This window comes from uncultured Flavonifractor sp., from assembly GCF_944385615.1.
In the GTDB taxonomy this organism is placed as follows: domain Bacteria; phylum Bacillota; class Clostridia; order Oscillospirales; family Oscillospiraceae; genus Flavonifractor.
Genome location: NZ_CALWXV010000039.1, coordinates 1 through 24,796 on the forward strand (window position 1 = coordinate 1; position 24,796 = coordinate 24,796).

20 protein-coding genes, 1 tRNA gene and 1 pseudogene are annotated in these 24,796 nt (G+C 59.6%); 13 read left to right on the forward strand and 9 right to left on the reverse strand.

All coding sequences use genetic code 11. The features are described from left to right. From Q0J75_RS09995 to rpiB, 5 genes are all read left to right on the forward strand, one after another. Nucleotides 1-752 (forward strand): Hsp70 family protein (locus Q0J75_RS09995; RefSeq protein ID WP_297200489.1); only part of this gene is annotated, 752 nt, incomplete at its 5' end. 270 nt (nucleotides 753-1,022) lie between these two features. Further along, on the forward strand, nucleotides 1,023-2,180 hold the full coding sequence (dnaJ, locus tag Q0J75_RS10000) for a molecular chaperone DnaJ (RefSeq protein WP_297200491.1): 1,158 nt from the start codon (nucleotides 1,023-1,025) through the stop codon (nucleotides 2,178-2,180). A gap of 60 nt (nucleotides 2,181-2,240) precedes the next feature. Beyond that, nucleotides 2,241-4,358 carry a glycosyltransferase family 39 protein gene (locus tag Q0J75_RS10005; RefSeq protein ID WP_297200494.1) on the forward strand — a complete coding sequence of 706 codons (2,118 nt, stop codon included), beginning with the start codon at nucleotides 2,241-2,243 and terminating at the stop codon, nucleotides 4,356-4,358. 80 nt (nucleotides 4,359-4,438) lie between these two features. Then, nucleotides 4,439-5,230, forward strand: coding sequence for a histidinol-phosphatase HisJ family protein (locus Q0J75_RS10010; RefSeq protein WP_297200497.1), 792 nt, complete (start codon nucleotides 4,439-4,441; stop codon nucleotides 5,228-5,230). A gap of 13 nt (nucleotides 5,231-5,243) precedes the next feature. Then, nucleotides 5,244-5,669 carry a ribose 5-phosphate isomerase B gene (gene rpiB, locus Q0J75_RS10015; RefSeq protein WP_297200500.1) on the forward strand — a complete coding sequence of 142 codons (426 nt, stop codon included), beginning with the start codon at nucleotides 5,244-5,246 and terminating at the stop codon, nucleotides 5,667-5,669. Nucleotides 5,670-5,824: 155 nt separating this feature from the next. Here the strand turns inward: rpiB and Q0J75_RS10020 are convergent, their stop codons facing one another. From Q0J75_RS10020 to Q0J75_RS10050, 7 genes are all read right to left on the reverse strand, one after another. Then, nucleotides 5,825-6,496 (reverse strand): hypothetical protein, encoded by a 672-nt coding sequence (locus Q0J75_RS10020; RefSeq protein WP_297200502.1) that lies wholly within the window; start codon nucleotides 6,494-6,496, stop codon nucleotides 5,825-5,827. A gap of 97 nt (nucleotides 6,497-6,593) precedes the next feature. Further along, complete coding sequence (locus Q0J75_RS10025; protein WP_297200505.1) at nucleotides 6,594-7,748, reverse strand: amidohydrolase; 1,155 nt, start codon at nucleotides 7,746-7,748, stop codon at nucleotides 6,594-6,596. Between the two features lie 162 nt (nucleotides 7,749-7,910). Then, nucleotides 7,911-9,179: a S1C family serine protease gene (locus Q0J75_RS10030; RefSeq protein WP_297200507.1), complete on the reverse strand. Its 1,269-nt coding sequence runs from the start codon at nucleotides 9,177-9,179 to the stop codon at nucleotides 7,911-7,913. Nucleotides 9,180-9,224: 45 nt separating this feature from the next. Next, nucleotides 9,225-10,682: a sensor histidine kinase gene (locus tag Q0J75_RS10035; protein ID WP_297200509.1), complete on the reverse strand. Its 1,458-nt coding sequence runs from the start codon at nucleotides 10,680-10,682 to the stop codon at nucleotides 9,225-9,227. Beyond that, on the reverse strand, nucleotides 10,679-11,374 hold the full coding sequence (locus Q0J75_RS10040; RefSeq protein ID WP_297200512.1) for a response regulator transcription factor: 696 nt from the start codon (nucleotides 11,372-11,374) through the stop codon (nucleotides 10,679-10,681). Before Q0J75_RS10040 ends, Q0J75_RS10035 begins: the two co-directional genes overlap by 4 nt. Nucleotides 11,375-11,560: 186 nt before the next feature. Next, on the reverse strand, nucleotides 11,561-12,727 hold the full coding sequence (locus tag Q0J75_RS10045; RefSeq protein ID WP_297200515.1) for a cation diffusion facilitator family transporter: 1,167 nt from the start codon (nucleotides 12,725-12,727) through the stop codon (nucleotides 11,561-11,563). Nucleotides 12,728-12,872: 145 nt separating this feature from the next. Beyond that, complete coding sequence (locus tag Q0J75_RS10050) at nucleotides 12,873-13,670, reverse strand: sensor histidine kinase (protein WP_297200518.1); 798 nt, start codon at nucleotides 13,668-13,670, stop codon at nucleotides 12,873-12,875. Between the two features lie 257 nt (nucleotides 13,671-13,927). Here Q0J75_RS10050 and gap point away from each other — a divergent pair, with 257 nt between their 5' ends. Then, complete coding sequence (gene gap / locus Q0J75_RS10055) at nucleotides 13,928-14,941, forward strand: type I glyceraldehyde-3-phosphate dehydrogenase (RefSeq protein ID WP_297200521.1); 1,014 nt, start codon at nucleotides 13,928-13,930, stop codon at nucleotides 14,939-14,941. A 47-nt stretch (nucleotides 14,942-14,988) separates the two neighbouring features. On the opposite strand, the gene Q0J75_RS10060 is transcribed toward gap, so the two are convergent. Continuing rightward, nucleotides 14,989-15,831, reverse strand: coding sequence for a pyridoxamine kinase (locus Q0J75_RS10060; RefSeq protein WP_297200524.1), 843 nt, complete (start codon nucleotides 15,829-15,831; stop codon nucleotides 14,989-14,991). A 140-nt stretch (nucleotides 15,832-15,971) separates the two neighbouring features. On the opposite strand from Q0J75_RS10060, the gene Q0J75_RS10065 reads away from it, so the two are divergent. The 7 genes from Q0J75_RS10065 to Q0J75_RS10095 all read left to right on the forward strand — a co-directional run bounded on the left by Q0J75_RS10065 (nucleotide 15,972) and on the right by Q0J75_RS10095 (nucleotide 23,925). Then, nucleotides 15,972-16,056: transfer RNA gene (locus Q0J75_RS10065), tRNA-Leu, on the forward strand. Nucleotides 16,057-16,118: 62 nt separating this feature from the next. Beyond that, the gene (locus tag Q0J75_RS10070) at nucleotides 16,119-16,796 is read left to right on the forward strand and encodes a hypothetical protein (RefSeq protein ID WP_297200528.1); all 678 of its coding nucleotides are present in this window, start codon (nucleotides 16,119-16,121) and stop codon (nucleotides 16,794-16,796) included. Nucleotides 16,797-17,086: 290 nt separating this feature from the next. Beyond that, entirely contained in the window at nucleotides 17,087-17,650 is a 564-nt protein-coding gene (locus Q0J75_RS10075; RefSeq protein ID WP_297200533.1) for a hypothetical protein, read from the forward strand. 239 nt (nucleotides 17,651-17,889) lie between these two features. Then, the gene (locus Q0J75_RS10080; RefSeq protein WP_297200537.1) at nucleotides 17,890-19,191 is read left to right on the forward strand and encodes a M18 family aminopeptidase; all 1,302 of its coding nucleotides are present in this window, start codon (nucleotides 17,890-17,892) and stop codon (nucleotides 19,189-19,191) included. 167 nt (nucleotides 19,192-19,358) lie between these two features. Beyond that, nucleotides 19,359-20,060 carry an ABC transporter ATP-binding protein gene (locus tag Q0J75_RS10085; protein WP_297200540.1) on the forward strand — a complete coding sequence of 234 codons (702 nt, stop codon included), beginning with the start codon at nucleotides 19,359-19,361 and terminating at the stop codon, nucleotides 20,058-20,060. Nucleotide 20,061: 1 nt separating this feature from the next. Continuing rightward, complete coding sequence (locus tag Q0J75_RS10090) at nucleotides 20,062-22,371, forward strand: ABC transporter permease (RefSeq protein ID WP_297200543.1); 2,310 nt, start codon at nucleotides 20,062-20,064, stop codon at nucleotides 22,369-22,371. A gap of 21 nt (nucleotides 22,372-22,392) precedes the next feature. Further along, nucleotides 22,393-23,925: an efflux RND transporter periplasmic adaptor subunit gene (locus Q0J75_RS10095; RefSeq protein ID WP_297200546.1), complete on the forward strand. Its 1,533-nt coding sequence runs from the start codon at nucleotides 22,393-22,395 to the stop codon at nucleotides 23,923-23,925. 259 nt (nucleotides 23,926-24,184) lie between these two features. Here Q0J75_RS10095 and eno read toward each other — a convergent pair. Beyond that, nucleotides 24,185-24,796 (reverse strand): annotated as a pseudogene (eno, locus tag Q0J75_RS10100) (phosphopyruvate hydratase); the annotation flags it as partial.

The following is a 24,796-nucleotide window of genomic DNA, read 5'->3' on the forward strand; positions in this document are numbered from 1 at the left end:
TGGGCATTGAGACCATGGGCGGCGTGATGACCAAGCTCATCGAGCGCAACACCACCATCCCCGCCAAGAAGAGCCAGGTGTTCACCACCGCCGCCGACAACCAGACCTCCGTGGAGGTCCACGTGCTCCAGGGCGAGCGTGAGATGGCCCAGTATAACAAGACTCTGGGCCGGTTCAACCTGGACGGCATCGCTCCCGCCCGCCGGGGCGTGCCTCAGATCGAGGTCACCTTCGACATCGACGCCAACGGCATCGTGAACGTGTCCGCCAAGGACCTGGGCACCGGCAAGGAGCAGCACATCACCATCACCTCCTCCACCAACATGTCCAAGGAGGACATCGACAAGGCCGTCAAGGAGGCCGAGCAGTTCGCCGCCGAGGACGCCAAGCGCAAGGAAGAGGTGGACGTCCGCAACCAGGCCGACCAGGTGATCTACCAGACCGAGAAGGCTATGGAGGACGCCAAGGACAAGATCGACGCGGGCGACAAGGCCAACGTGGAGGCCGCTCTCAACAAGCTGAAGGACGCCATGAAGGGCACCGACATCGAGGCCATCAAGACCGCCACCGAGGAGGCCTCCAAGGCGTTCTACCCCATCGCCGAGAAGATGTACCAGCAGGCCAATCCCCAGGGCGGCCAGGCCGGTCCCGACATGGGCGGCGCGGGCTTCGGCGGCCAGGCTGGCGACACCAACACCGATCCCAACGTGGTGGACGCCGACTATAAGGTCGTGGACGACGACAACAAGTAAGCGCGGAGACGTGCGGAGCAGGCGGGCAAGACCCGAAGCGGAGCGAACAGACCGAAGGCCCCGAAGGGGCCCCGGACCGGCTTGCGCAGTCGCAGGGGCTTACACGCCGTCGTGCAGCCGCCGCAGCGTGAAAATATGAGATCAGACGCGTCGGGCGGGGGCTTGTCCCCCGCCTGTGCGCCGTTCCGTTTTCTTCCAGACGGTGGATCGTGGAGGGTATTCTTCACGCTTCACTCTCCACTCTCCACTTTGAAACAGAGGTGAACACCAATGCCTGAACAGAAACGAGATTACTATGAAGTTCTGGGGGTCTCCAAAAGCGCCTCAGACGACGAGTTGAAAAAGGCCTACCGCAAGCTGGCCAAGCAATATCACCCTGACCTGAACCCCGGCGACAAGGAGGCTGAGGCCAAGTTTAAGGAGGTCAACGAGGCCTACGAGGTCCTCTCCGACAAGGAGAAGCGGGCCAAGTACGACCAGTTCGGCCACGCCGGTGTGGACCCCAACTTCGGCGCCGGCGGCTTCGGCGGCGGTGGGTTCGGCTTTGATATGGGCGATATCGACTTGGGCGATATTTTCGGCTCCTTCTTTGGCGGGGGCTTCGGCGGCGGAAGCAGCCGCCGGAACAACGGCCCTATGAAGGGCGAGACCCTGCGGGCCTCGGTGACCATCAGCTTTGAGGAGGCCGCCTTCGGCTGCGAAAAGGAGATCACCCTCAACCGCACCGAGAACTGCGATACCTGTAAGGGGACCGGCTGCGCCCCCGGCACAACGGCGGAGGTCTGTCCTGACTGCCACGGCAGCGGCACCATCCGCATCCAGCGGGGAGGCGGGGCCTTTACCTTCGCCACCACCACCACCTGCCCCAAGTGCGGCGGCAAGGGCAAGCTGATCCATCAGCCCTGTAAGGACTGCGGCGGCAGCGGCAGCGTCCGCAAGCAGCGCAAGCTCACCGTCAAGATCCCCGCCGGCATCGACAACGGCCAGGCCGTCTCCCTTCGGGGCCAGGGCGGCGCAGGCCGCAACGGCGGTCCCGCCGGCGATCTGCTCATCAGCGTCACCGTCCGCCCCCACGAATTTTTCAAGCGGGACGGTACATCGGTCTATTTGGAGCACCCGGTCACCTTCCTCCAGGCCACCCTGGGGGCTGAGCTGGAGATCCCCACCATCGACGGCAAAGTCAAGTGGACTCTTCCCGCCGGAACACAGCCGGGCACTACCTTCCGTCTGCGGGGCAAAGGAATTCCCTCGGTCAACGGCCGGGGTCGGGGTGACCAGTATGTCACCGTGAAGGTCCAGGTTCCCACCAGCCTGACCCACGAGCAGAAGGAGGCGTTGCGTGCCTATGGCGAAGCCATGGGCGAGATTCCACCCGGTCCGGCGGACAGCGTGAAATCTTTCTTTGACAAACGCAAGAAGAAGAAATAAAATAAGAGGACGAGTACCCATACTCGTCCTCTTATTTTGCCTTATTTGCGAGGTGTTCCTATGGGCCCCATTTCCTATATCGTCTACCTCTTCCCCATCCTCACCATCGCGGCGCTGCTGTGGTTCTTCCTGTGGTACTGGAAAAACCTCCGGGCCCCCCTGGCCCAGCAGCTGGCCCCTCTGCCGGATAAGCGGCCCTTTACCTTCGCCGGACGGTACCATCCCCTGGTAAAAAAGGACGCCATCCCCATGGTGCTTATCACCGTGCTCTACGCCTTTACCGCCTTCTTTCACCTGGGCTCCACCACCGGCCCCCAGAATCCCTGGGATTTCGGCAGCGGCAAGTCGGAAACCTTTGTCCTTCAGGAAGAGGTACTGGTGTCCAAGATGTGGTATTTCTGCGGCCTGGGCACCGGCAAATATCAGGTGGAGATCTCCACTGACGGGGTGAACTGGCTCTCCCTGTGGGAGCGGAAAGATGATCCCGAGGACTCCAGCAAGGTCACCGGCTACTACTGGGCCGACGGCACCGGCTACGGCGCCAGCTACGCCGTGAGCCAGGAGTACAACCTGCTCTTCAAGTGGAACGAGATCGTCTTTGACAATCCCCAGTACATCCGATATCTGCGCATCACTGGCCAGGCCAACAAGGGCCTGCTGGAGCTGAACGAGCTGGCCCTCTTTGATGAAAACGGCCAGCGGGTAGCGGTGGACGACGCCACCAATCCTCTATTCGATGAACAGGATACGGTGCCTGAGGCCATCTCCTTCCTGAATTCCGCCTACTTTGACGAGATCTATCACCCCCGCACCGCCTACGAGCACCTGCGGGGCATTGAGCCCTACGAGATTTCCCACCCGCCTCTGGGCAAGCTCATTATGAGTATCGGCATTTCCCTGTTCGGTATGACCCCCTTTGGCTGGCGGTTTATGGGCACCTTGTTTGGGGTGGCCATGCTCCCCCTGCTCTACCTGTTTTTGAAGAACCTCTTTGGCCGTACCTCCATTGCCACCTGCGGCACCATTCTGCTGGCGGTGGACTTCATGCACCTGACCCAGACCCGGCTGGCTACCATCGACACCTACGCCTTCTTCTTCATCCTGCTGATGTACTATTTCCTGTACCGGTATCTGGTGCTGCCGGAAGGGGCCTCTTTCAAACAGTGCGCCCTTCCTCTCTTCCTGTCGGGACTGTTCTGGGGCATCGGCGCCGCCTCCAAGTGGACGGTGATCTACGGCTGCACCGGGCTGGTGGCCCTCTATTTCATCGGCCTGGTGGTCAAACTGCGCCGCTGGCCGGAGGAGACCCGCCATGAGCGGACGGCGTGGACGGTGAAAATTCTGGCCTTCTCCGTGCTGGTCTTTGCCGTCGTCCCCGCCATCATCTATGTGCTGTCCTATCTGCCCTATGCGGCAGCTTCCGGGGACCTGTCTCTGAGCAACCTGTTGAAAGAAATGTGGGAAAACCAGAAGTATATGCTCTCCTACCATCAGGGGGTCACCACCTCCCACCCCTATTCCTCCCGGTGGTATGAGTGGCTGGTCAATGCCCGGCCCATCCTGTACTATATGGACAACTCGGTCAGCGGGGTCACCACCCGCTTTGCTGCCTTCCTTAATCCGGTGGTGTGCTGGGGCGGGCTGGCCGCCATGCTGGTGTGTGCCGCTCAGGCCTTCCGCCCCCTGTGGGCCAAGCTGACCTTTTTCCTGCTCTCCGGTCTGGGGGCTGCCGCCTCCGCCGCCTGGGTCACCGGGGTGTTTGGCCAGGAGCTGGATACCCAGACCCGCCTGCTCTCCCTGCTGCTCATTGCCGCCCTGCTGGTACTGTATCTGATCCTGGGCTGGTTTGTCAGCCGTGCCTTTCAGCAGCACTCCCCTCTGGCTCTGTTTATCCTCATCGGCTATCTGGCCCAGCTGGTACCCTGGTTCTTCATTGGGCGTATCACCTTCGCCTATCACTATTTCCCCTCGGTGCTTTTCCTGGTTCTGGCTCTGTGCTACGTGTTTTACACGCTGTCCAAAAAAGAGGAAATGCTCCGCTGGAAACCGGCCATGTATGCCGTCACCGGTGGAGCCGGGGCTTTGTATGTGCTGTTCTATCCGGCGCTGGTGGGCCTCACCTATCCCAGCTGGTATGGTACCTGCATCCTGAAGTGGTTCCCGGCCTGGCCATTTTAAAGCTGGTCTAGGGGGGATGTTTGGGAGAACTGAATTCCCCCAAACATGGAGTTCCACACTGTTGTTCTGGAGGTAATGTTATGTATCTCACCGACTATCACACCCACACCGTCCTCTCTCCCGACAGCGAGACTCCCCTCTCCGCTATGGCGGATGCCGCCGTAGCGGCGGGGCTGGACGAACTGTGTGTCACCGATCACTGTGATCTGCTGGAGCTCTATGGAGCACCGGTGGACCACTACGACTGGCCCCCCGCCCTGGAGCAGTACCAGCAGACCGCCCCCCGCTATGCCGGAAAGCTGACCATCCGCCTGGGGCTGGAGTTTGGGATGCCACACCTCAACCCTGCTCTCAGCCGCACGATCCTGGACCAGCCGGAGCTGGACTTTGTGCTGGGTTCGGTCCATAACCTGTGCCCGGAGAGAGGGGGTACCGATTTCTATTATGTGGACTACCCCGACGAAGCCGCCTGCTACGCCGCTCTGGATGATTACTTTTCCTCTATGGCAAAGCTGGCGGTCACCGATTTTTACGACGTGCTCAGCCATATTATTTATCCCCTGCGGTATATGGACCACCCCATCTCCCTGGACCGGTACGGCGACCAACTGGACGCCATCTTCCAATCGGCGGCGGAACGGGGCCAGGGAATCGAGATCAACACCTGGCGGGGCCGCACCCTGAAGGAGTGGCTACCGGTACTCCGGCGGTTCCAGGCCAAGGGCGGCGAAATCGTGACCATCGGCTCCGACGCCCATACCCCCGACGGGGTAGGCAAGGGCGTGCGGGAGGCCTGTCAGGTGCTGCAAGAGGCCGGGTTCCGGTATCTGGCTACCTATGAGAAGCGTAAACCTATCTTCCATACATTATAAGGAGGTTTTTAGTATGATCGCACTGGGTTCCGACCACGGAGGGCTGGCCCTCAAACGCCATGTCATGGACTATCTGGACCAGCATCAGCTGGCCTACAAGGACTATGGCTGTTACACCGCTGACAGCTGCGACTACCCCGACTTCGGCCGGGCGGCGGCGGAGGCGGTGGCCTCCGGCGAATGTGACCGCGGCATCGTCATCTGTACCACCGGCATCGGTATCTCCATCGCCGCCAACAAGGTGAAGGGCATCCGCTGCGCTCTGTGCAGCGAGCCCCTGTCCGCCGAAATGACCCGGCGGCACAACAACGCCAACATGCTGGCTATGGGCGGCGGGCTCATTGGCAACAATATGGCCGATAAGATCCTGGACGCCTTCCTCAACACAGAATTTGAGGGCGGCCGCCATCAGCGCCGGGTGGACAAGCTGGAAGGATAAGACTGTCGGAAAAGACCATAAGGTCTTTTCCAACAAAGGGCTAATTTGATTCCACCGCCTGTGGGCGGCGGAACTCTGCGAGGCTTTTGTAGCAAAAAAGTGTTCCGCAGCAGTTACAACTGCTGCGGAACACTTTTTTATGATATCACTCTAGTTTAGGCCACGGCAAAGAACGGAGTCCGTCTGCCCTGGCGGGTAGGATCGGCAGCCGTTTGCTCCTCCGCCGACCGCGTGGTCGTGCGCGTGGTACCGCCGGATACATAGGTCTTGCCGCACTCCGGGCAGATCGCCGTGTGGTAGGTCACCGACTGGGAGACCACCTCCCGGTTCTCCCGCTGGGCCTTGGCCTGCTCCCGGACCACGTGCTCCTGCTCATGACCCCGAACCGCTGCCGCCGCCTGTTCCGGCGCAATATTGGTGGGGGTCTTGAAGGACACGCCCGGATCGTTGGAGCCGTCCTGGTACTTCCGCTCCTTACAGGTCTGGCACTCGCCCTCTTCCATGACCTCCTGAGGGGACTTGGCCTTCTCCACCTCGGCGTCCAGCTCTTCCTGGCTCAGGTACTGGATGCGGCCCCGCACCGACAGTTCCACCGGGTCGGCTCCCTCCCGATAGTTGGAGGCCGCCGCTGCACCGGTCAGGGTCACTCCGCTGGGCTGGTCCCGGCTCACAGTGGGAGCGGCAGTCACCGGGGTCACCGGCTGGTCCGTGGCCTGAGGCTGGGCACGGCTCACCGCTGTGATCCGCCCTCTCTGGCCGACGGCGGCAGTCCGCCCCCAATAGCTGGCGCTGGATGCCCCCCAGCCAATTCCATACACACCGATCATATCCTGCTCCTCCCTTCTACATCAAATATTCAGCCATTGTTTTAGGCACTTCTATTATACCGCAAAATTTTTTCGATACAAGAGTGGCAGCAAAATTTTATCGGATCTGTTTCCCCTCCAGAAAGACTGCCGTGATCTTCCCGTTCCAGTCCAGGGGGTGGCGGTCGGTGACCACCAGATCGGCGTCCTTGCCCACGGTCAGGGTGCCCACCCGCCCGGCGATACCGGCGATCTGGGCGGGGTTACGGGTGATGGCCGCCAGAGCCTCCTCCGGGTCCATGCCGCCCCGCACCGCCATAGCGGCACACAGGGGCAGATACTGGATGGGGGTTTCCGGGTGATCGGTACAAATGGCCACCTTTACCCCCGCCTTAGCCAGCAGGGCGGGATTCTCCAGAGTCTGGCCCACCAGCTCCGGCTTGGACCGGTCGGTAAGGCAGGGGCCGGTGATGACCGCCGCCCCCTCAGAGGCCAGCAGGTCGGAAATCTTGTAGCCCTCAGTACCGTGGACAATAACGTACTTCAGGCCAAATTCCCGGCTCAGCCGCACCGCTGTGGCAATGTCGTCCGCCCGGTGGGCGTGGAAGTGGGCGGGCACTTCCCCCTTGAGCACCGGCAGCAGGGCCTCCAGCTTGGCATCAAAGTCAGGCATGTCGGTGTCCGGGTCCTCTGAGGCTTTATCCTGCTTGTCCTGGTACTCCAGCGCCTTGGACAGCTCCTCCCGGATAAGGGCTGCCGTGGCCATACGGGTCACCGGGGTCTCCTTCCGGTCGTTGTACACCGACTTGGGATTCTCCCCCAGGGCAAACTTCATGGCCGCCGGGGCCTTTACCACCATCTCGTCTACCCACCGCCCGTCGGTCTTAAGGGCCAGGAACTGCCCGGCGATGGGGTTGGCCGAGCCCGGCCCGGTGAGCACGGTGGTCACCCCTCCCGCCCGGGCTTCGGCAAAGCAGCGGTCCAGGGGATTTACCCCGTCAATGGCCCGCAGCTGAGGGGTACAGGGGTCGGTGGACTCGTTGCCATCATCCGCCTCAAACCCCAGGGAGTCTCCAAACAGGCCCAAATGGCAGTGGGCGTCGATAAAACCGGGCAGGATATGCCCTCCCTGCGCGTCCAGCACCTGGTCCGCCTGGCCGGTCAGTTCCTCCATGGGGCCCACTGCTGTGATTTTTCCACCCTCAAAGGCCACATAGCCCCGCTGGATGACCGGCCCATCCATGGTATGGACCACTCCGTTGACGATCCTCATTTTGCCCTTCGACCCCTTTCGTCAAAAGTAGAGTTTGACATATTAAGTAAATTATGGTATTTTATATGTGCAGCTCATACGAGGTACAAGTGCGATCCATGAAACGGTTGATTCCATTTCCCATGCACACTTTGGGCGTCTCCTGCCGGAGACGCCCGTTTTTTATGTCATGATTCTGGAACGTACTGCTCCATCAGCGTTACATCCCGCTCCAGATAGCCCCCCCTCCCGCCACAGGCGGAAGTGGATCACATCCCCAGCAGCCATGCCCTCTTTCAGAGCCAGCAGCTCCTCCACCGTGGTGATGGTCTGGCCGTTGGCCTCCACGATCACATCGCCGGGGAAAATGCCCTGGGTTTTGGCGTCGGAGTTTTTCTGCACACTCTTCACGCACACGCCCCGGGGCATATCGTACTCCTCTGCCATGGCCTCAGTCACCGTATAGCAGGTGATACCGATGGTAGGCTCTCCGCTGACGTGCCCCTGCCGGAGCAGCGCATCCACCACCGTCTTGACGGTTGTTGTGGGAATGGCAAAGCCCAGCCCCTCCACCGTGTCGTCATAGGCGTACATCTTCATATTGGTGATACCGATCACCTGACCGTATTCGTTGATGAGAGCGCCGCCGGAGTTGCCCGAATTGAGGGCGGCGGTGGTCTGGATGAGGACCATGCTGTACCCGTCCACATCCACATCCCGATTGATGGCCGAGATGATGCCGTCGGTCATGGTACCCCGCAGCTCCTGGCCCAGAGGATTGCCGATGGCCACCACCGTATCCCCCACCTGCATCTCGTCTGAGTCGCCAAAGACAGCGGGCTGCAAATCCCAGGCATCGATTTTAAGCACCGCCAGATCGGTGGGCACATCCATCCCAACCAGCTGGGCGTCAAAACTCCGGTCGTCCTGGAGGACCACCTCCACTTGACTGCACCCTTCAATGACGTGGGCGTTGGTGATGATATAGCCGTCTTCGGACAGGACCACGCCGGTACCGTAGGAATAGGCATCCCCCGCATCTCCCCAGATGGACACGATAGACTGGATATTCTCCTGATAGATGGTCTGAAGGGTGTGGGGCTCCGACCAGGGCTGGGCGTTCAGGGTCATGGACAGGCCGCTCTCCAGAGGAGCCTGCTCCACAGTAGTCTCCCGCCGGGACTCTTCCTCCTCCTCGTTCCAGACGCCGCCCCACTCCCGCTCCTCCCCGTCCTGAGCCCCTTGGGAATAGGGATAGAGCAGGAAGTCGTCGGAAAGCAGCGTACCGTTCACCCAGCGGAGCACGCCCGCCGCTCCTATCAGCAGGGCCAGCGTGCAGCCGAACAAAATCAGAGCCTTGCCCGGCCCCCGGGGCCGTTTGTTTGGTCCCCGCCCTGAGCAGGATTCATACTCCGGGTAGACCCGGTTTTGGTCATAATAATAGCCGCGCATGGGTCCCTCCCGTCATTTGGTCCGATCCATCCCGGAACAAGCCGGTTACGCCAGCGTCAGGGTAAAGGCAAACTCCGTCACCCCGTCCTGACTGGTCACCGTAATGTTCTCCTTGTGGTTGTTCAAAATGGTCTTGACGATGTACAGGCCAAGACCTACGCCCTCCCGGTCCACACTGCGGGATTTATCGCTCTTGTGGAATCGGTCAAAGATCATGGCCAGCTCGTCAGGCGGGATGGTCTGGCCGGTATTGCGCACCGTCACATGGGCCTTTCCCCCCTTGGCGGTGATGGAAATGCCCATGGTGCTCCCCGGGTCGGAGAATTTGATGGCATTATCCAGCAGATTGTAGCACACCTGGGTAATGGCATCCGGGTCGCCCCACACCATCACCGGATCGTCGGGTAGCTGAGTGTCCACATCCAGCTGCCGGGCGTTGATTTTGGTCTCCAGGCTCACCAGCACCCGCAGCATCACCTCGGACACGTCAAACTGCTCCTGGGCGGTGACGTTCTCGGCAGACTGGAGCCGGGACAGATCCAGCATCCGCCGCACCAGCCGGGACAGCCGTCTGGTCTCGGAGGAGATGGTCTGGAGCGCGGCCCGCTCCCGCTCGGGCGGGATGGTTCCGTCCAAAATCCCGTCGGAGAAGCCCGCAATGGTGGTCATGGGGGTTTTCAGCTCGTGGGAGATGTTGGCCACAAACTCCGAGCGGCGCTCCTCACTCTTGGCGATGGAGTCGGCCATGGCGTTGAAGGCCTCCGCCAGCTCTCCCACCTCGTCCTTTCGGTCCTCATAGCCCGTTACCCGTACATCATACTCGCCATGGCCGAATTTTCGGGCGGTCTCGGCGATCTCCTGCAGCGGCTTGGTCTGCTTCAGGGAAGTGACCGAACTGGTCAAAAAGGCAATGCACAGCACCACTACGGCGGTGAAGAAGAAGATGGTGATAAAGGCCCGCCAAAGCTCGGTCAGGCTGGATACCTCCGCCGCCACATAGGCCACCCCGATCATGGTCTGGTTCACCTTTCCGGTGTTCAGATCCCGGGTGCTCATGAAAATGGGGGTACCCGCCACATAGCGTTTCTCCGCAAAAAAGCCGCCCAAGGTGCTCATGCCGGTGTATCTCCCCATCTGGCGCACCTGATCCACCACACTGGAGGGCAGATAGTGGCCCGACAGCTGGGTATAGCTCTGGATGGTAATGCCATCGGTAGATACCACCATCTCGCCGTCGGCCTCAGTAATCAGCACTACCGCGTCGGAGATCTGGGCAATGGTGGCCATCATGGTCAGATAGACCTCATCCTCCACACCTACTCCCAGCACTTTGGCCTTGGAGGTAAAATTGGCCAGATAGTCGGCGTTGCGCTCCATGGAGTCCCTGGTCTGCCGGATGGTGTACTGATAGGACAGGGTAAAAAAGGCCGCGCCCAACAGCGCAAAGGAGACCAGGATCATCCCCGCCGTCAGGATGAATTGGCGCTTGTACAGGCTTTTCATCCGCCGGTCACGACCTCAAATTTATACCCCACACCCCAGACGGTTTTCAGGGACCACTGAGGGCTGACGCCCTCCAGCTTTTCCCGCAGGCGCTTGATGTGGACATCCACCGTGCGGGAGTCTCCGAAGTAGTCAAAGCCCCACACCTCATCCAGCAGCTGGTTGCGGGTAAATACCCGGTTGGGAGAGGCGGCCAGATGGTACAAAAGCTCCAGCTCCTTGGGGGGCGTATCTACCCGCTTGCCATCCACCAGCAGCTCATAGGAGTCCAGGTTAATGACCAGCTTGTCAAAGGACAGCTTCTTCTCCCCACTGCCGTTCTCATCCCCGCCAAACCGGCGGAGCACCGCGTGGATGCGGGCCAGCACCTCCTTCATCTCAAAGGGCTTGACGATGTAATCGTCGGCGCCCCCCTCTAACCCGGCCACCTTGTCCTGGGTCTCCCCCTTGGCGGTGAGCATGATGACGGGGGTCTTGTCGTTCTCCCGGATCTTCTTCAGTACCGACCAGCCGTCCATGACGGGCAGCATGATATCCAGCAGCACCAGATCGGGCTTGAAGGAGCGGAACATCTCCACGCCCTTGCCGCCGTCCCCGGCCACCACTGTCTCAAACCCCTCCTTCTCCAGATAGAGATGGAGCAGCTCGGCAATATTGGAGTCGTCTTCCACGATGAGGACCTTTTTGCCCATAATACACCGTCCTTTTCCATACTGAAATGGCGTTTTCCTGTGTTTCCCAGTATACCAAACCCTGCGGCATCCGCCGCAGCAAGTTGGATTTATGCTTCAATCACTGGTATTATACACGCTGCCGGGGCATCTGGGGTGAACAATTTGTAAATCGGCCTATGATTTCGCCGTGGCACAACCAGAAAATCACACATAGGACCGGTCCAGCTGGAGCACCACAAAGCAGCCGGGCACCGTCTTTTGTACCGCCTCGGTGATCCGCCGCCTGATTTCCTCGTCACGGAGGCGGCAGCGGTGGGGCACCAGCACGTCAAAAATCAGGTTGGAGTGGAGAGGCCCCCGGGTTACCCGAAAATCATGGATGCTCATATCCGGGTCCACCTCCCGGACCAATTCCCGCACCTGGTCCCGCAGCCGGGTCACCTCACTGTCGCCGGTGGCGATGGGGTCCATATGTACGGTGGTCTCAATGCCGAATTTCTCCTGTATCTCCCGCTCGATGTGGTCAATGGCGTCATGGGCCTCCATAATGTCATTCCCCTCGGGCACTTCGGCGTGGAAGGAGCACATCCGCCGGCCGGGACCGTAGTCGTGGATCACCAGATCGTGCATTCCCACCACCTGCTGATGGGAGAGGACCAGCTGCTGGATTTCCTTCACCAGCTCCGGGTCGGGGGCAGTGCCCAGCAGAGGGTTGAGGGTATCCTTGGCCGCTCCCCAGCCGGCCCGCAGAATAAAGATAGCCACCACCGCGCCGATCCAGCCGTCGATGCTCACCTGGGCAAAATGGCCCACCAGCGTTCCCACCAGCACGGCAGAGGTGGCCACCACATCGGACAGGGAGTCGGTAGCCGTGGCCTCCATGGCGGCCGAGTGGATACGCCGGCCCAGCCGCCGGTTGAAGAGACTCATCCACAGCTTCACCAGGATCGAGCAAATCAGAATGACCACAGTAATCAGGGAAAAGTCCACCGCTTCCGGGTGAAAGATTTTCTCAATGGAGGTCTTGCCCAGCTCCACCCCCACCATCAGAATGAGCAGGGATACCAGCAGCCCCGCCAGATACTCAATGCGCCCATGGCCAAAGGGGTGGCCGTCGTCCGGCTTCTGCCCGGCCAGCTTGAAACCCACCAGGGTGACCACCGAAGAGCCCGCATCGGACAGGTTATTGAAGGCGTCGGCGGTCACGGCGATGGACCCGCTGAGCAGGCCGGCAAAAAACTTGCCCAGGGACAGCAGCAGGTTGAGGCAGATCCCCACGCCGCCGGACAGCACTCCATAGCGCTCCCGCACCGCCGGGTCCTGTACCTGCTGGTAATCCCGCACAAAATGCCGGACCAAAAACTCGATCATATCCGGTCCCTCCAAACCAAAAACAGGATTCTAATTATTATCCCACGGAAGGCCGCCAACGTCAAGCATTGCCGCGCCAGCTTACTACTAATATATAATAAGGACACGCCGCCTGCCTTGGCAGCGTGTCCCTCTCTGTTCACGATCATGATTCCAGCTCTCTTGGAAAAAACGCCTCATAGGGCAGGACTGCGGACAGCTCCACCATCAGGTCGGAGAAGCCGCCCGACCGGTCCCAGTCCGCCCGTGGGGTACACATCACCCGCCCGGCCTCCGGCGGCTGAATGGGCAGGGATACCACTGCCCGGCAGCCCCGGTCCTCCCGCTGCTCAAAGACGATGGTACCACCGTGGAGAGCGGCGATCCGCCGGGCCACCCGCAGGCCCAGCCCCAGCCCTGTCGGCCGGTGCAGCGGATCTTGCTCCTCCGCCGGGTCAACCTCCAGGGCCATGCCGGGGCCGTCGTCCCACACGGTCAGGATGGCCCGCTCCTCCCGCACCGCCAGGCGCAGGCCGGTGTGTCCCCCCTTGCCTGCGGCCCGGAAGGCGTTGGCCAGCAGCCCCAGCAGCATCCGCCGCAGCAGGGTCCCGTCCCCGGTGGTGATCAGACTGCCCCGCTCCTCTTCATAGGAGAATTCCAGACCGGCCTGCCCGGCCAGAGAGTCCACCTGTTCCCCCAGCCGACGGCAGAGTCCCGCCAGGTCCAGGCTGGTTTTTTCCATGGTCAATTCGCTCTCCGGCAGCTGGAGGTATTCCAGATTGCCCAGCATCCGCATCATGCGGTACAGGCTCTGGTGGAGGATGGCCAGATAGGGCTCGTACTGAGGCCCCGCTTTTTCCTGCACCACCGGCGTCAGCAGCTGCACCGCCGCCGCCAGGTTGTTCATCTGCGCCCGGAACTGCTCCACCAGCAGCACTCCCAGGTCCTCAGGAACGGACTCCATCCAACTCCCCCTTTTCTCTGCCCCCCCTGGGCGTTTTACTCAAAGTCAGTATAGCAAATATTTTGTCGAATCACAAGGAATACGGTCGCATAACGTCGAAACTGCCACGTTTACCGATAACGCCCGGATAAATTTATACAGTTTCCCCAGTAAGTTTTGCGTTTTTCCTCTTTTCATTCCTGGCAGATTAGTCTATAATGTAGTCGCGCCAAAGAAAGATGAATAAGCAGCTATTTAGAACAAAGGAGAGATTCACTATGAGCATTAAAGTGGGTATTAACGGTTTTGGCCGCATCGGCCGTCTGGTGTTCCGCGCCGGCATCAACCGCTCTGACATTGAGTTCGTTGGCATCAACGATCCCTTCATGACCCCCGACTACATGGCTTATATGCTCCGTTACGATACCATGCACGGTCAGTTCGACGGCACCATCGAGTACACCGATGACGCCATCATCGTCAACGGCAAGACCGTGAAGTTCTTTGCCTGCATGGATCCCAAGGACATTCCCTGGGGCGAGGTGGGCGCTGAGTACGTCGTGGAGTCCACCGGCGTGTTCCTGACCCAGGAGAAGGCCCAGGCTCACATCGACGCCGGCGCCAAGAAGGTGGTTATGTCCGCTCCTTCCAAGGACTCCACCCCCATGTTCGTGATGGGCGTCAACCAGGACAAGTACACCTCTGACATGAAGTTCGTGTCCAACGCCTCCTGCACCACCAACTGCCTGGCTCCCATCGCCAAGGTGCTGCATGACAACTGGGGCATCACCGATGGTCTGATGACCACCGTCCACTCCACCACCGCCACCCAGAAGACCGTTGACGGCCCCTCCAAGAAGGATTGGCGCGGCGGCCGTGCCGCTGCCGGCAACATCATCCCCTCCTCCACCGGCGCCGCCAAGGCCGTGGGCAAGGTCATTCCCGAGCTGAACGGCAAGCTGACCGGTATGTCCATGCGTGTTCCCACTCTGGACGTGTCCGTTGTGGACCTGACCGTCAACCTGGCCAAGCCCGCCAAGTACGACGAGATCTGCGCCGCCATGAAGGCCGCCTCCGAGGGTGAGCTGAAGGGCATCCTGGGCTACACCGAGGACGCCGTGGTTTCCTCCGACTTCCTGGGCGACGCCCGTACCTCCATCTTCGACGCCGGCGCCGGTATCGCTCTGACCGACACCTTCGTGAAGGTCGTGTCCTGGTACGACAACGAGTGGGGTTACTCCAACAAGGTCCTGGACCTCATTGCTCATATGTATTCTGTGGACCACAAGTAAGTTCCACAAATATCAAACGGCCTGCCGCAAACGCGGCAGGCCATTTTTTATCCCATCAAGTCCTTTAGCATGGGCTCAAATTGGACGCCTTCCACCGCCGGCGTGCCCGCCTTCAGGGTATGGGCCACGCAGCGCTGCACAAATCCCACGGCCTGCTCCACCGCGCCGGGCAACGCGTCCCCCCGCATCATAGCGCCCAGCACGACGCTGGCAAAGAGGTCGCCTGTACCGGGAAAATGGGCCGGCTCCTGGTGAGCCATAGCAAAGCCGGTGGTTCCGGTGGTTCGGTCAAAATAGCCGGCCCCTACCTGCCCCGGCTCCAGGCTCACCCCGGTCAGCACCACCGACCGCTTTCCCTGAAGACTCAGGCGCTCCAGCCAGTCCTGGATGCCCTCCCGGCAGGTAGGCACACAGGCATAGTCCTCCTCCAGCAGCAGGGCGGCCTCTGTCCAGTTGGGGGTGATACAGTCGGCCCGCTCCGCCAGCTCCCGCATTTTGGCGCACAGATCGGGCGTATAGGTCCGATAGGGTTTGCCGTGATCCCCCATCACCGGGTCTACCAGCACCCAGGTCTGTTCCCCACGGAACTGCTGATAAAAGCGCTCAATGATCCCGATTTGGTCAGCCGATCCCAAAAAGCCGCTGTAGATGGCGTCAAAGCGCACCCCCAGCTCCGCCCAATGGGCTGCCGTCCGCTCCATCCAGCTGGTCAGATCCAGAAATACAGCCTTGTCACTGGCGGGAAAAGCGGTGTGGGCGGAGAGGCTGGCGGTCAGCAGCGGGCAGCACTGGCTTCCCATGGCCGACAGCACCGGCAATACTACTGTCATGGAGCAGCGGCCGAAGCCCGAAAGATCCTGAATTGCCGCAATGCGGGGTGCGATTTCCATACTCTGTGTCCTCCTGGGAAAACAATGGTTTGATACACGCATTATACCGCCTGTACCACATCCCTCGCAAGCCTATCCGATTGGATTTCTTTCAGAAGAATTGACTTTTCCCTCTTCTAATGCTAAACTAAAATAAATATGCGGGTATGGTGGAATTGGTAGACTCGGAGGATTTAGGTTCCTCTGCCGAAAGGCGTGTGGGTTCGAGTCCCACTACCCGTACCAACTAAGGTTGCTGAAAAAGATGCAACCCCTGAAACCGATCTCACAAATGGGAGGAACTTGGCATGAACTCAGTAGAGGCTTTCATCCCAGGGGCAGTCTATTATCTTAACCCGACCACCCAAAAGATGGAGCTTACTGACAAAACTGTTGACTATGATGCTGTGATGAAAACGGCACAGGAGCAGTTTGAAGAACTGAAAAAGAACCCGGTGGACCAAAATACGCTAACCGATGAAGAGATTAACGAATTGGCACAGAAGTATGACCCCCAACAGATGACCCAGAAGGAGTACGACAGTTTTATCCGCTATCTGGAGGAAAAGGGCGTGCTGAGCAAACTGGAGACCTGCGACATCGGTATGTCTTTTACCCGAATCATCCCCGGATATAACGGGCTGACGGAATCTATGGGGACAGAGTCCACCCAATGGAGTACCAAAATCAATACCTTGGCCGACACAAAGGGCAACGCCCTCCTGTTCGCCCAGACCAAGAGCCAGTTGCAGGGGTTGGGTTACGCTGGACAAATCCAGCAAGGAGCCTATTCCAAAGTGTCGGACATTCTGAACCAGATGAACGCAGCCAGAGGTGGAACGGCAAGCAACCAGAGGTCCTTGGCCTTTGCAAACACTGATTTTTGGTCTGAGCGCAACTGGACTGTTTCGTCCCTGATGGGCGATTTGAGCAGCTTTCAACTGGCAATCGACCGTGTTAAGAGCGAGCGTATCCAGAGTGTATAAGTTAGTTCTGTGTAAGCAATATCCGCCATCTATTATCCATCAAGAGCAGCCTGTTTTGGAAAAAACGGCTGCTCTTTTCTTTTGCCCATGAACAGAAAGGAGCGACCAACCATAACGAAACCGAGAGAAGTACCCTATTACAGATTCTATTTTTCCGTATACTAAAGTTTTTGGAATCTTTGTCGAATAATTATATGAAAGGTTCCCCAGATTTCTCTTTTTTGTTTATAAGGCCAAAAAAGCAGGGCAACTTCAGAGAAACATCGAAACACTCTTCGGAGGTGAACAAAATGAAGGTAAATAGGGCTGGTGGTTCGTTTTATGGCTACCGTACTTCTGGATTGGCTGGGAATAAAGCTGGAGTTTCGTCCCCTTTGGCGGGTACTGCGAAAAAAGACCAAGTAACCCTATCAAAACAGGTGCTTGCAGTGGTTCAAATGCAAAATAGGCTTAGAGCCATAGATCAGGCAAGAGAGGATGCAAAAAATTCCCCGGAAGCGCAAGCTCTGGAAACTTTGCGGGAAACAACGAAGATCATGAAGATCTGCAATAAAATTGCCGCAAGGATACGGGCTGGTGATCATGTTCCGTTAAAAGACTTGCGATATTTGAAGAAACATGACATGCAGGCTTACCTGCTGGCCATGACCTCACGAAAACCGAAAGAGGACCCAAAGGAATGGAAAAGTGCCATTCCAAAAGAAGAACAAGAAAAGGAGCAATCTGCTGATCGTGGGGGAGTACAACCTGATGGAGCATCCGCTCCCTCCAGCTGCGCATCTTCTTCTGGTATGTCATCAGCTGGTGGGACATCCGGCGGATCAGGAGCTGGGGCAAGCAGCGGAGGAATATAAACCGCTCTGTGTGAAAGAGCTCATGGATAGCTTTCTGGTTCAGAGGACAATTACAGCCACAATGAAGCGACTTTCAAATTTAGCAAATGAAAATGGGGGTGGCGGTTCCGGCAGAAACCGTTCTTGACTGAAAAGGCCCTGCCATTTGGGGATTGACCCCTCTTGGGAATGTGGTAGAATGTTGTTGCTGTTTCATTGGAAAAAAACAAATTCCGCATTTTAACAAGAGGGTATCAAGTATGAACACATTGCAGCGTCTCATGGATTTTATCGCCCGCAGCCCCAGCCCCTACCACGCCGTCCACACCGCCGCCTCCCTGCTGGACGAGGCAGGTTTTACCCGGCTGGAGGAGTGTGCCTCCTGGGCCCTGGAGCCCGGCAAGGGCTACTATACCACCCGCAACCAGAGCAGCCTCATCGCCTTCCGGCTGCCCCTGGAAACCGTCACAGGCTGGCGGATGACCGCCGCCCACAGCGATTCCCCTACCTTTTATATTAAAGGCGACGTGCTGGAGGGGGACAAGCGGTACCTCCGCCTGTCCGCTGAGGATTACGGCGGCATGAACCGGGCCTCCTGGATGGACCGCCCCCTCACCGTGGCGGGCCGGGCCATTGTCAAAACCAGGGACGGCGTGGAGAGCAGACTGGTCTATCTGGACCGGGACCTGCTCACCATTCCCAGCCTGGCTATCCACCAGCAGCGGGATGTGAACAAGGGCCACGATTACAATGCCCAGAAGGATATGCAGCCTCTGTACGGTCTGGCGGGCAGCCCTTCTCTCACCCAACTGGTGGCCCAGGCCCTGGGGGTGTCTGAGGAGGATATTCTGTCCACCGACCTGACCCTCTGCCCCCGCCAGCAGCCTGTGGTACTGGGCCCTGCCGGAGAGCTCTTCCAGGCCCCCCGTATTGACGATCTGGGCTGTGCCTATGCTACCCTGGAGGGCTTTTTGGCCGCCGCCCCTCAGAAAAACGCCGGGCAGGTCTACTGTCTCTTTGACAATGAAGAGGTAGGCAGCGGCACCCGGCAGGGGGCCCTCAGCTCCTTCCTGCCCGATGTTCTGGCCCGGATCGCCCACGTGCTGGCTCTGGACCCCCAGCAGACCCGGCAGGCTCTGGCGGGCAGTATGCTCCTCAGCGCCGACAACGGCCACGCCGTCCACCCCAACTTCACCGAGAAAGCCGACCCGGCCAACAAAGTCTACCCCAACGGCGGGGTGGTGGTCAAGCTGTCTGCCAGTCAGAAATACACCACCACCGGCCTCACCGCCGGTCTGTTCCGGGCCATCTGCCAGAAGGCCGGAGTACCGGTGCAGGTCTTTGCCAACCGGGCCGATGAACCCGGCGGCTCCACCTTGGGCAATCTGCTCAGCCACGCCGTCAGCATCCCCATGGTGGACATCGGCATGGCCCAGCTGGCCATGCACTCCGCCGTGGAGACCGGCGGCAGTCAGGACCCGGAATATCTGTCCCAGGCCTGCGCCGCCTTCTTCCAGACAGCCTTCTCCCTCACCGCCGACGGCGCCTACCAATTCATATAATTGTTTTCCGCGGACCGGACCCGGTCCGCGGATTTTTTATTTCCGCTGTCCCGGGGGGATTGAGAAAGCCGGTATGCCATGCTATAATATGACACATCCCATAAATTATTTCAGAAATTCCGTCGTGATTCGTACTATTTCACCAATTTCAGGGAGGTGTCATCCTTATGGCAGGGGTCCGGCTGGAGCATGTATCCAGGGAGTATCATATGGGCAAAACCATCATCAAGGCCGTGGATGACATCAGCTTTACCATCCCGGAGGGAACGTACACCATCATCCTGGGGGCCAGCGGCGCGGGCAAATCCACCGTACTCAACATCCTGGGCGGCATGGACTCCCCCACCAGCGGCAAGGTCTTTGTCAATGAGAAGGAGATCTCCGGCTTCAACAAGCGGCAGCTTACCCAGTACCGCCGGGAGAGCATCGGCTTTGTATTTCAGTTTTACAACCTGATGCCCAATCTGACGGTGCAAGAAAATGTGGAGCTGGCCAGCCAGATCTGCAAAAATCCCCTGGACGCCCGGGAAGTGCTGAACATGGTGGGGCTGGACGACCGGCGCCGGAATTTTCCCGCCCAGTGCTCCGGCGGCGAGCAGCAGCGGGGAGCCATCGCTCGGGCCCTGGCTAAAAATCCAGACGTACTGCTGTGTGACGAGCCTACCGGCGCCCTGGACTATGTGACGGGCAAGTCTATTTTGGCCCTTTTATACGACTTGTGCAAGCAGAGCAAAAAGACGGTGGTGGTGGTCACCCACAACGGGGCCCTGGCTCCCACTGCCGACGTACTGATCCGCATGAAGAGCGGCAAGATCGAATCCTTTGCGGAAAACCCCAACCCGGTGCCGGTACAGGAGCTGGAGTGGTAGCATGATCTGGAAAAATTTTTTCCGCGACCTGCGGCGTACTGCCTCCCGGCTGATCTCGGTGAGCATCATCACCATGATCGCCGTGGTGGTTTACACCGGCCTGAGCGGGATCATCTATAACGTGGACCGGCTGATGGGGTCTTACTATGAGACCCAAAACGTGGCCGACTATTGGATCACCGGCGTGGGGCTGGACCAGGCCGACTGCCGGGCCCTGTCCAGAATCAAGGGGATCACCGGGGTGCAGCCCCGGGTGGCGCTGGATGCCGAGGACCGGTACGACAGCGACCTGACTCTGGCCCTCTATGGGGTGGCTGACTTTTCCATCAACACCCCATATGTGGTGGAGGGCTCCCTGCCCCAGACCAGCCGGGAAATCTTTCTCAGCGATCAGTATGCCGCCGCTCACGGCCTGGAGGTGGGAGACTGGTATGAGATCACCCTCACCGGCCTTGGGGTGGATCTGCGGCTCCAGGTCTGCGGCTTGGGCAAGGACCCGGAGTGCCTGTACAACGTCAACGCCACCAATCCCTCTCCCGACCTGACCCGGTTTGGCTTTGCCTATGTGGACGAAGAGGTCCTCAGTGGGGTGATGGGCGCCCACCAATATACGCAGATCTGCATCACCACCGATGACGCCCTGCCCCCTGCCGCCCTCCGCTCCGCCATCGACGGAGTATTGGGCAACAAGGTGGTCAATATTCTGGCCCTGAAGGACAACCAGCCCGCCTACTCCCTGATGGAAGGAAAAAATAATCTGACGCCTATCCTTACCTTCTTCCCCACCCTGTTTTTCCTGTGCGCGGTACTGATGATGGTGAGCACCATGAACCGGCTCATTGAAAACGCCCGTATGGACATCGGCACCTTCAAGGCTCTTGGATACGACGACCGCACCATTCTGATCTATTACCTGCTCCACGCTCTGTTGGTGGTGATCGTGGGCTTTCCCATCGGGGCCTTTTTGGGCAAGTACATCTCCGCCCTGATCGTGTGGACCATCGCCACCGGCTGCGACCTGCCCCCCTATACCATCGTCCACGACTTTTCCGCCTGGGGACAGGCCGCCGGGCTCACCGCCCTGTGCTGTCTGGGCAGCGCCTGGCTGGTGGCCCGCTCCCTGCTGAAGGAAACTCCCGCCCAATGTATGCGCCCCAAGCCTCCGAAAAACGCCAAAACAGTACTGCTGGAGCGGGTGGGGCCTCTGTGGCGGCGGCTGGGTTTCAACGCCAAGTACATCATCCGCAACACCTTCCGCAACAAGGTGCGGATGCTCACCTGTGTGGTGGGTATCGCCTTCTGTATGGCCCTGGTATTCATGGCCTTTGCCATCAAGGACTCTATGGACGCCTATTCCGACGCCTTGGCCCAAAACCAGAATCAATATGACGTGATGGTCAGCCTGAACACTTCTGTGACCGAGGCCCAGTACAGCCGCCTGACCGCCGCGCCCGGCGTTACCGGGGCCGAGCTGGAGATGACCACCGCCTGCTGGATGTACACCGAAGACCATCTGGCTACCTCCACCCTGACGGTGGTGGAGGATACCGTCTCCCTCCACCTGTACGACCCCTACGCCACCGGCTCTCTCACCCTGCCGGAGGATGGACTGGTGCTGGAACAGTTACTGGCCGACGAGCTGGGGGTGACGGAAGGAGACATTCTGACCCTCCGCTTCAACGGAGATACCCGCTATTATTCCCTAAAGGTGGTAGAGGTGAATCGCTGCGTCAGCGGAGCCTATGTGAGCCGGAGTCTGTGGCGAAGCCTTGGAAAGCCCTATACCCCCACCACTGCCTACCTGACCACCACCGACGCCGTTACCCTGGAGCGGGAGCTGGACCGCTATGATTTTGTAGATGGTTGGCAAAGTCGGGAGGCCGTGACTCGAGCGGCGGTGGAGAAGATGACCAACACCTCCATGGTGGTGTATATCCTTATTGTCTTTGGTGGAGGGCTGGCCTGTATCGTTATTTATAACCTGGGTATTATGAGCTTTTTTGAGCAGATCCGCAGTCTGGCCACCCTGATGGTACTGGGCTTTTATGAAGCGGAGATCAAAAAGCTCCAGCTCAGCGAAAACCTGATCTTCGCCGGCGCAGGAATTCTGTGCGGCATCCCATTGGGCATCGCCCTGGACCGGTTTCTGATCCTCTCCATCACCGCCATGCCCCTGAAGGTGGTCATTACACCTACGGCCATCGCCTTGTCCTGCGGGGTAACCATGGTATTTGCTCTTGGGGTCAATGGGATCATCGGGCGGAAAATGCGGGATATTGATATGCTGGGCGCACTGAAAAGCGTGGAATAGCACACACGGGGGTGTATCTGTATGAAAGCTGCATGTTGGCGGCGGTCTGCCGCCTGCTGTACCGCTCTGGGCCTGCTTCTGCTGGGGGGATGCTCCAACGGGGACCAGGCCGTCTACCGCACGGTCACGCCGGACACCGGCCCGGTGGAATACCGGGTGGAGGACACCGGCACGGTGACCTATGCCGATAGCTATACCATTGTCCCCACTGTGGGCGGCACCGTGGAGTCCTGCGCCTTCAAAGAGGGAGACACGGTGACCGCAGGCCAGGTACTCTATGTGATCGACTCATCCGCCCTGGAGGATCAGATTGACCAAGCGGCCCTGTCGGTGGACAGCGCCCAGGTGGCGCTGGAGCAGACCCAGGCCTCCCTGGCCCAGGCCAAAACCAGCCTGGCTCAGGCCCAGGCCGCCTGCGGGGACCTGACGGTGACCTCCCACGCCTCCGGCTCGGTAACAGCGGTCAATGTCCATGTGGGTGACTTTGTATCCTCCGGCACTCCGGTGGCCCAGGTGGTGGACAATCTCAACCTGAAGCTGGTGGTACCTTTCTCCCTGGAGGACGCCGCCAAGCTCAGCCCCGGAGCCGCCGCCGTCATCTCCTTTCCCGGCATGGCGGGCACCCTGACCGGCACGGTGGTGCGGGTATATGACGCGCCTGTGGCGCTCAGCGGCAGCCGGACGGGGGTGAATGTGGAATTCTCCTTCCGCAATCCAGGCACCCTGGCCAGCGGCGCCACCGCCATGGCCTCGGTCAATGGGGTACTGTGTATGGAGGCGGGCACCATCTCCTACGGCACCGAGCAGGCTATCTATGCCGCCCAATCGGGGCAGATACTTACCCTGTCCATCCAGGAGGGGGGCTCGGTCACCAACGGCCAGGCGGTGATGACCCTGAAAAACGACAGCCTTACCAATGCGGTGGATAACGCTCAGCTCCAGGTGGACAACGCCCAGCTCCAGGTGGATGCCGCCCAGGTCCAGGTACGCTCCGCTCAGACCAGTCTGGACCAGCTCACCAGCCAGCGGGAGGACTACACCATCACCGCGCCGGTGGACGGCACCATCCTCAGCCGCACGGTCAAGGAGGGGGATCTGGCCGCCGCCGGCAGTCCCATGGCGGTACTGGCCCAGCCGGAAGCCCTGTGCGTTCACGCCAGCATTGATGAGCAGTACATTGACCGGGTGGGCACAGGCCAGACCGTATCCATCAGTTTCACCACCGACACTGGAGAGGAGCGTACTTATACCGGCTCGGTCCGCCGGGTGGAGGATACCGGCGTTACCTCCGGTGGCGTCACGGACTACACGGTGGAGATCGCCCTGGACGATACCGACGGCCTGCGGGACGGCATGAACGTATCCGTCTCCATCCTTACTGAGGGAAAGGAGGACTGCCTTCGCCTGCCGGTAAAGGCGGTGGACGGAGACACTGTTCAGGTGGTGCGAAACGGCAAAGCGGAATCCGTTGCAGTGGAGACCGGCCTGTGGGGCAGCGAGTATGTGGAGATTCTGAATGGCGTGACGGAAGAGGATGACGTGGTTCTTCCCTGAATTTTATAAAAATCTCTCCCGCTCAAGCAGTTTTAGCCTGGGCGGGAGAAAGTTTTATTTTGGAATAAAGAAAAAAATGGGGCCGCTGCCATTGGCAGCGGCCCCTTGTGGTTCCTTCGGTTGTCACGCTTCGCACCCTCCGCGACGCCGTCTAAGCCCCTGCGACTGCGCAAGCCGTCCTGCGGCCCTTTGGGGCCTCCGGTCCGTTTGCTCCGCTCCGGGTCTTAGCCAGCTGCTCCCGGGTGCTCAGCGCTTCCAATTACTTCAGGTTGAAGAAAGCGTTCTTGCCCAGGTACTGAGCCACGTCGCCCAGCTCCTCCTCGATGCGGAGCAGCTGGTTGTACTTGGCCACACGGTCGGTGCGGCTGGGAGCGCCGGTCTTGATCTGGCCGGCGTTGAGGGCCACAGCGATGTCGGCAATGGTGGCGTCCTCGGTCTCGCCGGAGCGGTGAGACACGATGGCGGTATAACCAGCGCGGTTGGCCATCTGGATGGCGTCCAGGGTCTCGGTCAGGGTGCCGATCTGGTTGACCTTGATGAGGATGGAGTTGGCCACCTTTTTCTCAATGCCGGTAGCCAGGCGCTCGGTGTTGGTGACGAACAGGTCGTCGCCCACCAGCTGCACCTTGTCGCCGATGGCCTTGGTCAGCATGGACCAGCCCTCCCAGTCGGTCTCGGCCATGCCGTCCTCCAGGGAGATGATGGGGTAGGTCTCGACGAACTTCTTCCACATGTTGACCAGCTGCTGCTGGGTCATCTTCTTGCCGGACTTGGGCTGGATATAGCACTTCTCCTCCTCGTTCCACCACTCGGAGGAAGCGGCGTCGATGGCGATCATGAAGTCCTCGCCGGGCTTGAAGCCGGCCTCCTC

Bases quoted from the DNA above. Each gene is read 5' to 3' on its own strand.
- Q0J75_RS10090 (WP_297200543.1), top strand. From the start codon at position 20,062: ATGATCTGGAAAAATTTTTTCCGCGACCTGCGGCGTACTGCCTCCCGG.
- Q0J75_RS10005 (WP_297200494.1), top strand. From the start codon at position 2,241: ATGGGCCCCATTTCCTATATCGTCTACCTCTTCCCCATCCTCACCATC.
- Q0J75_RS10060 (WP_297200524.1), bottom strand. From the start codon at position 15,831: ATGGAAATCGCACCCCGCATTGCGGCAATTCAGGATCTTTCGGGCTTC.
- Q0J75_RS10040 (WP_297200512.1), bottom strand. From the start codon at position 11,374: ATGGGCAAAAAGGTCCTCATCGTGGAAGACGACTCCAATATTGCCGAG.
- rpiB (WP_297200500.1), top strand. From the start codon at position 5,244: ATGATCGCACTGGGTTCCGACCACGGAGGGCTGGCCCTCAAACGCCAT.
- Q0J75_RS10035 (WP_297200509.1), bottom strand. From the start codon at position 10,682: ATGAAAAGCCTGTACAAGCGCCAATTCATCCTGACGGCGGGGATGATC.
- Q0J75_RS10025 (WP_297200505.1), bottom strand. From the start codon at position 7,748: ATGAGGATCGTCAACGGAGTGGTCCATACCATGGATGGGCCGGTCATC.
- Q0J75_RS10020 (WP_297200502.1), bottom strand. From the start codon at position 6,496: ATGATCGGTGTGTATGGAATTGGCTGGGGGGCATCCAGCGCCAGCTAT.
- gap (WP_297200521.1), top strand. From the start codon at position 13,928: ATGAGCATTAAAGTGGGTATTAACGGTTTTGGCCGCATCGGCCGTCTG.
- Q0J75_RS10095 (WP_297200546.1), top strand. From the start codon at position 22,393: ATGAAAGCTGCATGTTGGCGGCGGTCTGCCGCCTGCTGTACCGCTCTG.
- Q0J75_RS10050 (WP_297200518.1), bottom strand. From the start codon at position 13,670: ATGGAGTCCGTTCCTGAGGACCTGGGAGTGCTGCTGGTGGAGCAGTTC.
- Q0J75_RS10085 (WP_297200540.1), top strand. From the start codon at position 19,359: ATGGCAGGGGTCCGGCTGGAGCATGTATCCAGGGAGTATCATATGGGC.
- Q0J75_RS10030 (WP_297200507.1), bottom strand. From the start codon at position 9,179: ATGCGCGGCTATTATTATGACCAAAACCGGGTCTACCCGGAGTATGAA.
- Q0J75_RS10045 (WP_297200515.1), bottom strand. From the start codon at position 12,727: ATGATCGAGTTTTTGGTCCGGCATTTTGTGCGGGATTACCAGCAGGTA.
- Q0J75_RS10010 (WP_297200497.1), top strand. From the start codon at position 4,439: ATGTATCTCACCGACTATCACACCCACACCGTCCTCTCTCCCGACAGC.
- Q0J75_RS10080 (WP_297200537.1), top strand. From the start codon at position 17,890: ATGAACACATTGCAGCGTCTCATGGATTTTATCGCCCGCAGCCCCAGC.
- Q0J75_RS10070 (WP_297200528.1), top strand. From the start codon at position 16,119: ATGAACTCAGTAGAGGCTTTCATCCCAGGGGCAGTCTATTATCTTAAC.
- Q0J75_RS10075 (WP_297200533.1), top strand. From the start codon at position 17,087: ATGAAGGTAAATAGGGCTGGTGGTTCGTTTTATGGCTACCGTACTTCT.
- dnaJ (WP_297200491.1), top strand. From the start codon at position 1,023: ATGCCTGAACAGAAACGAGATTACTATGAAGTTCTGGGGGTCTCCAAA.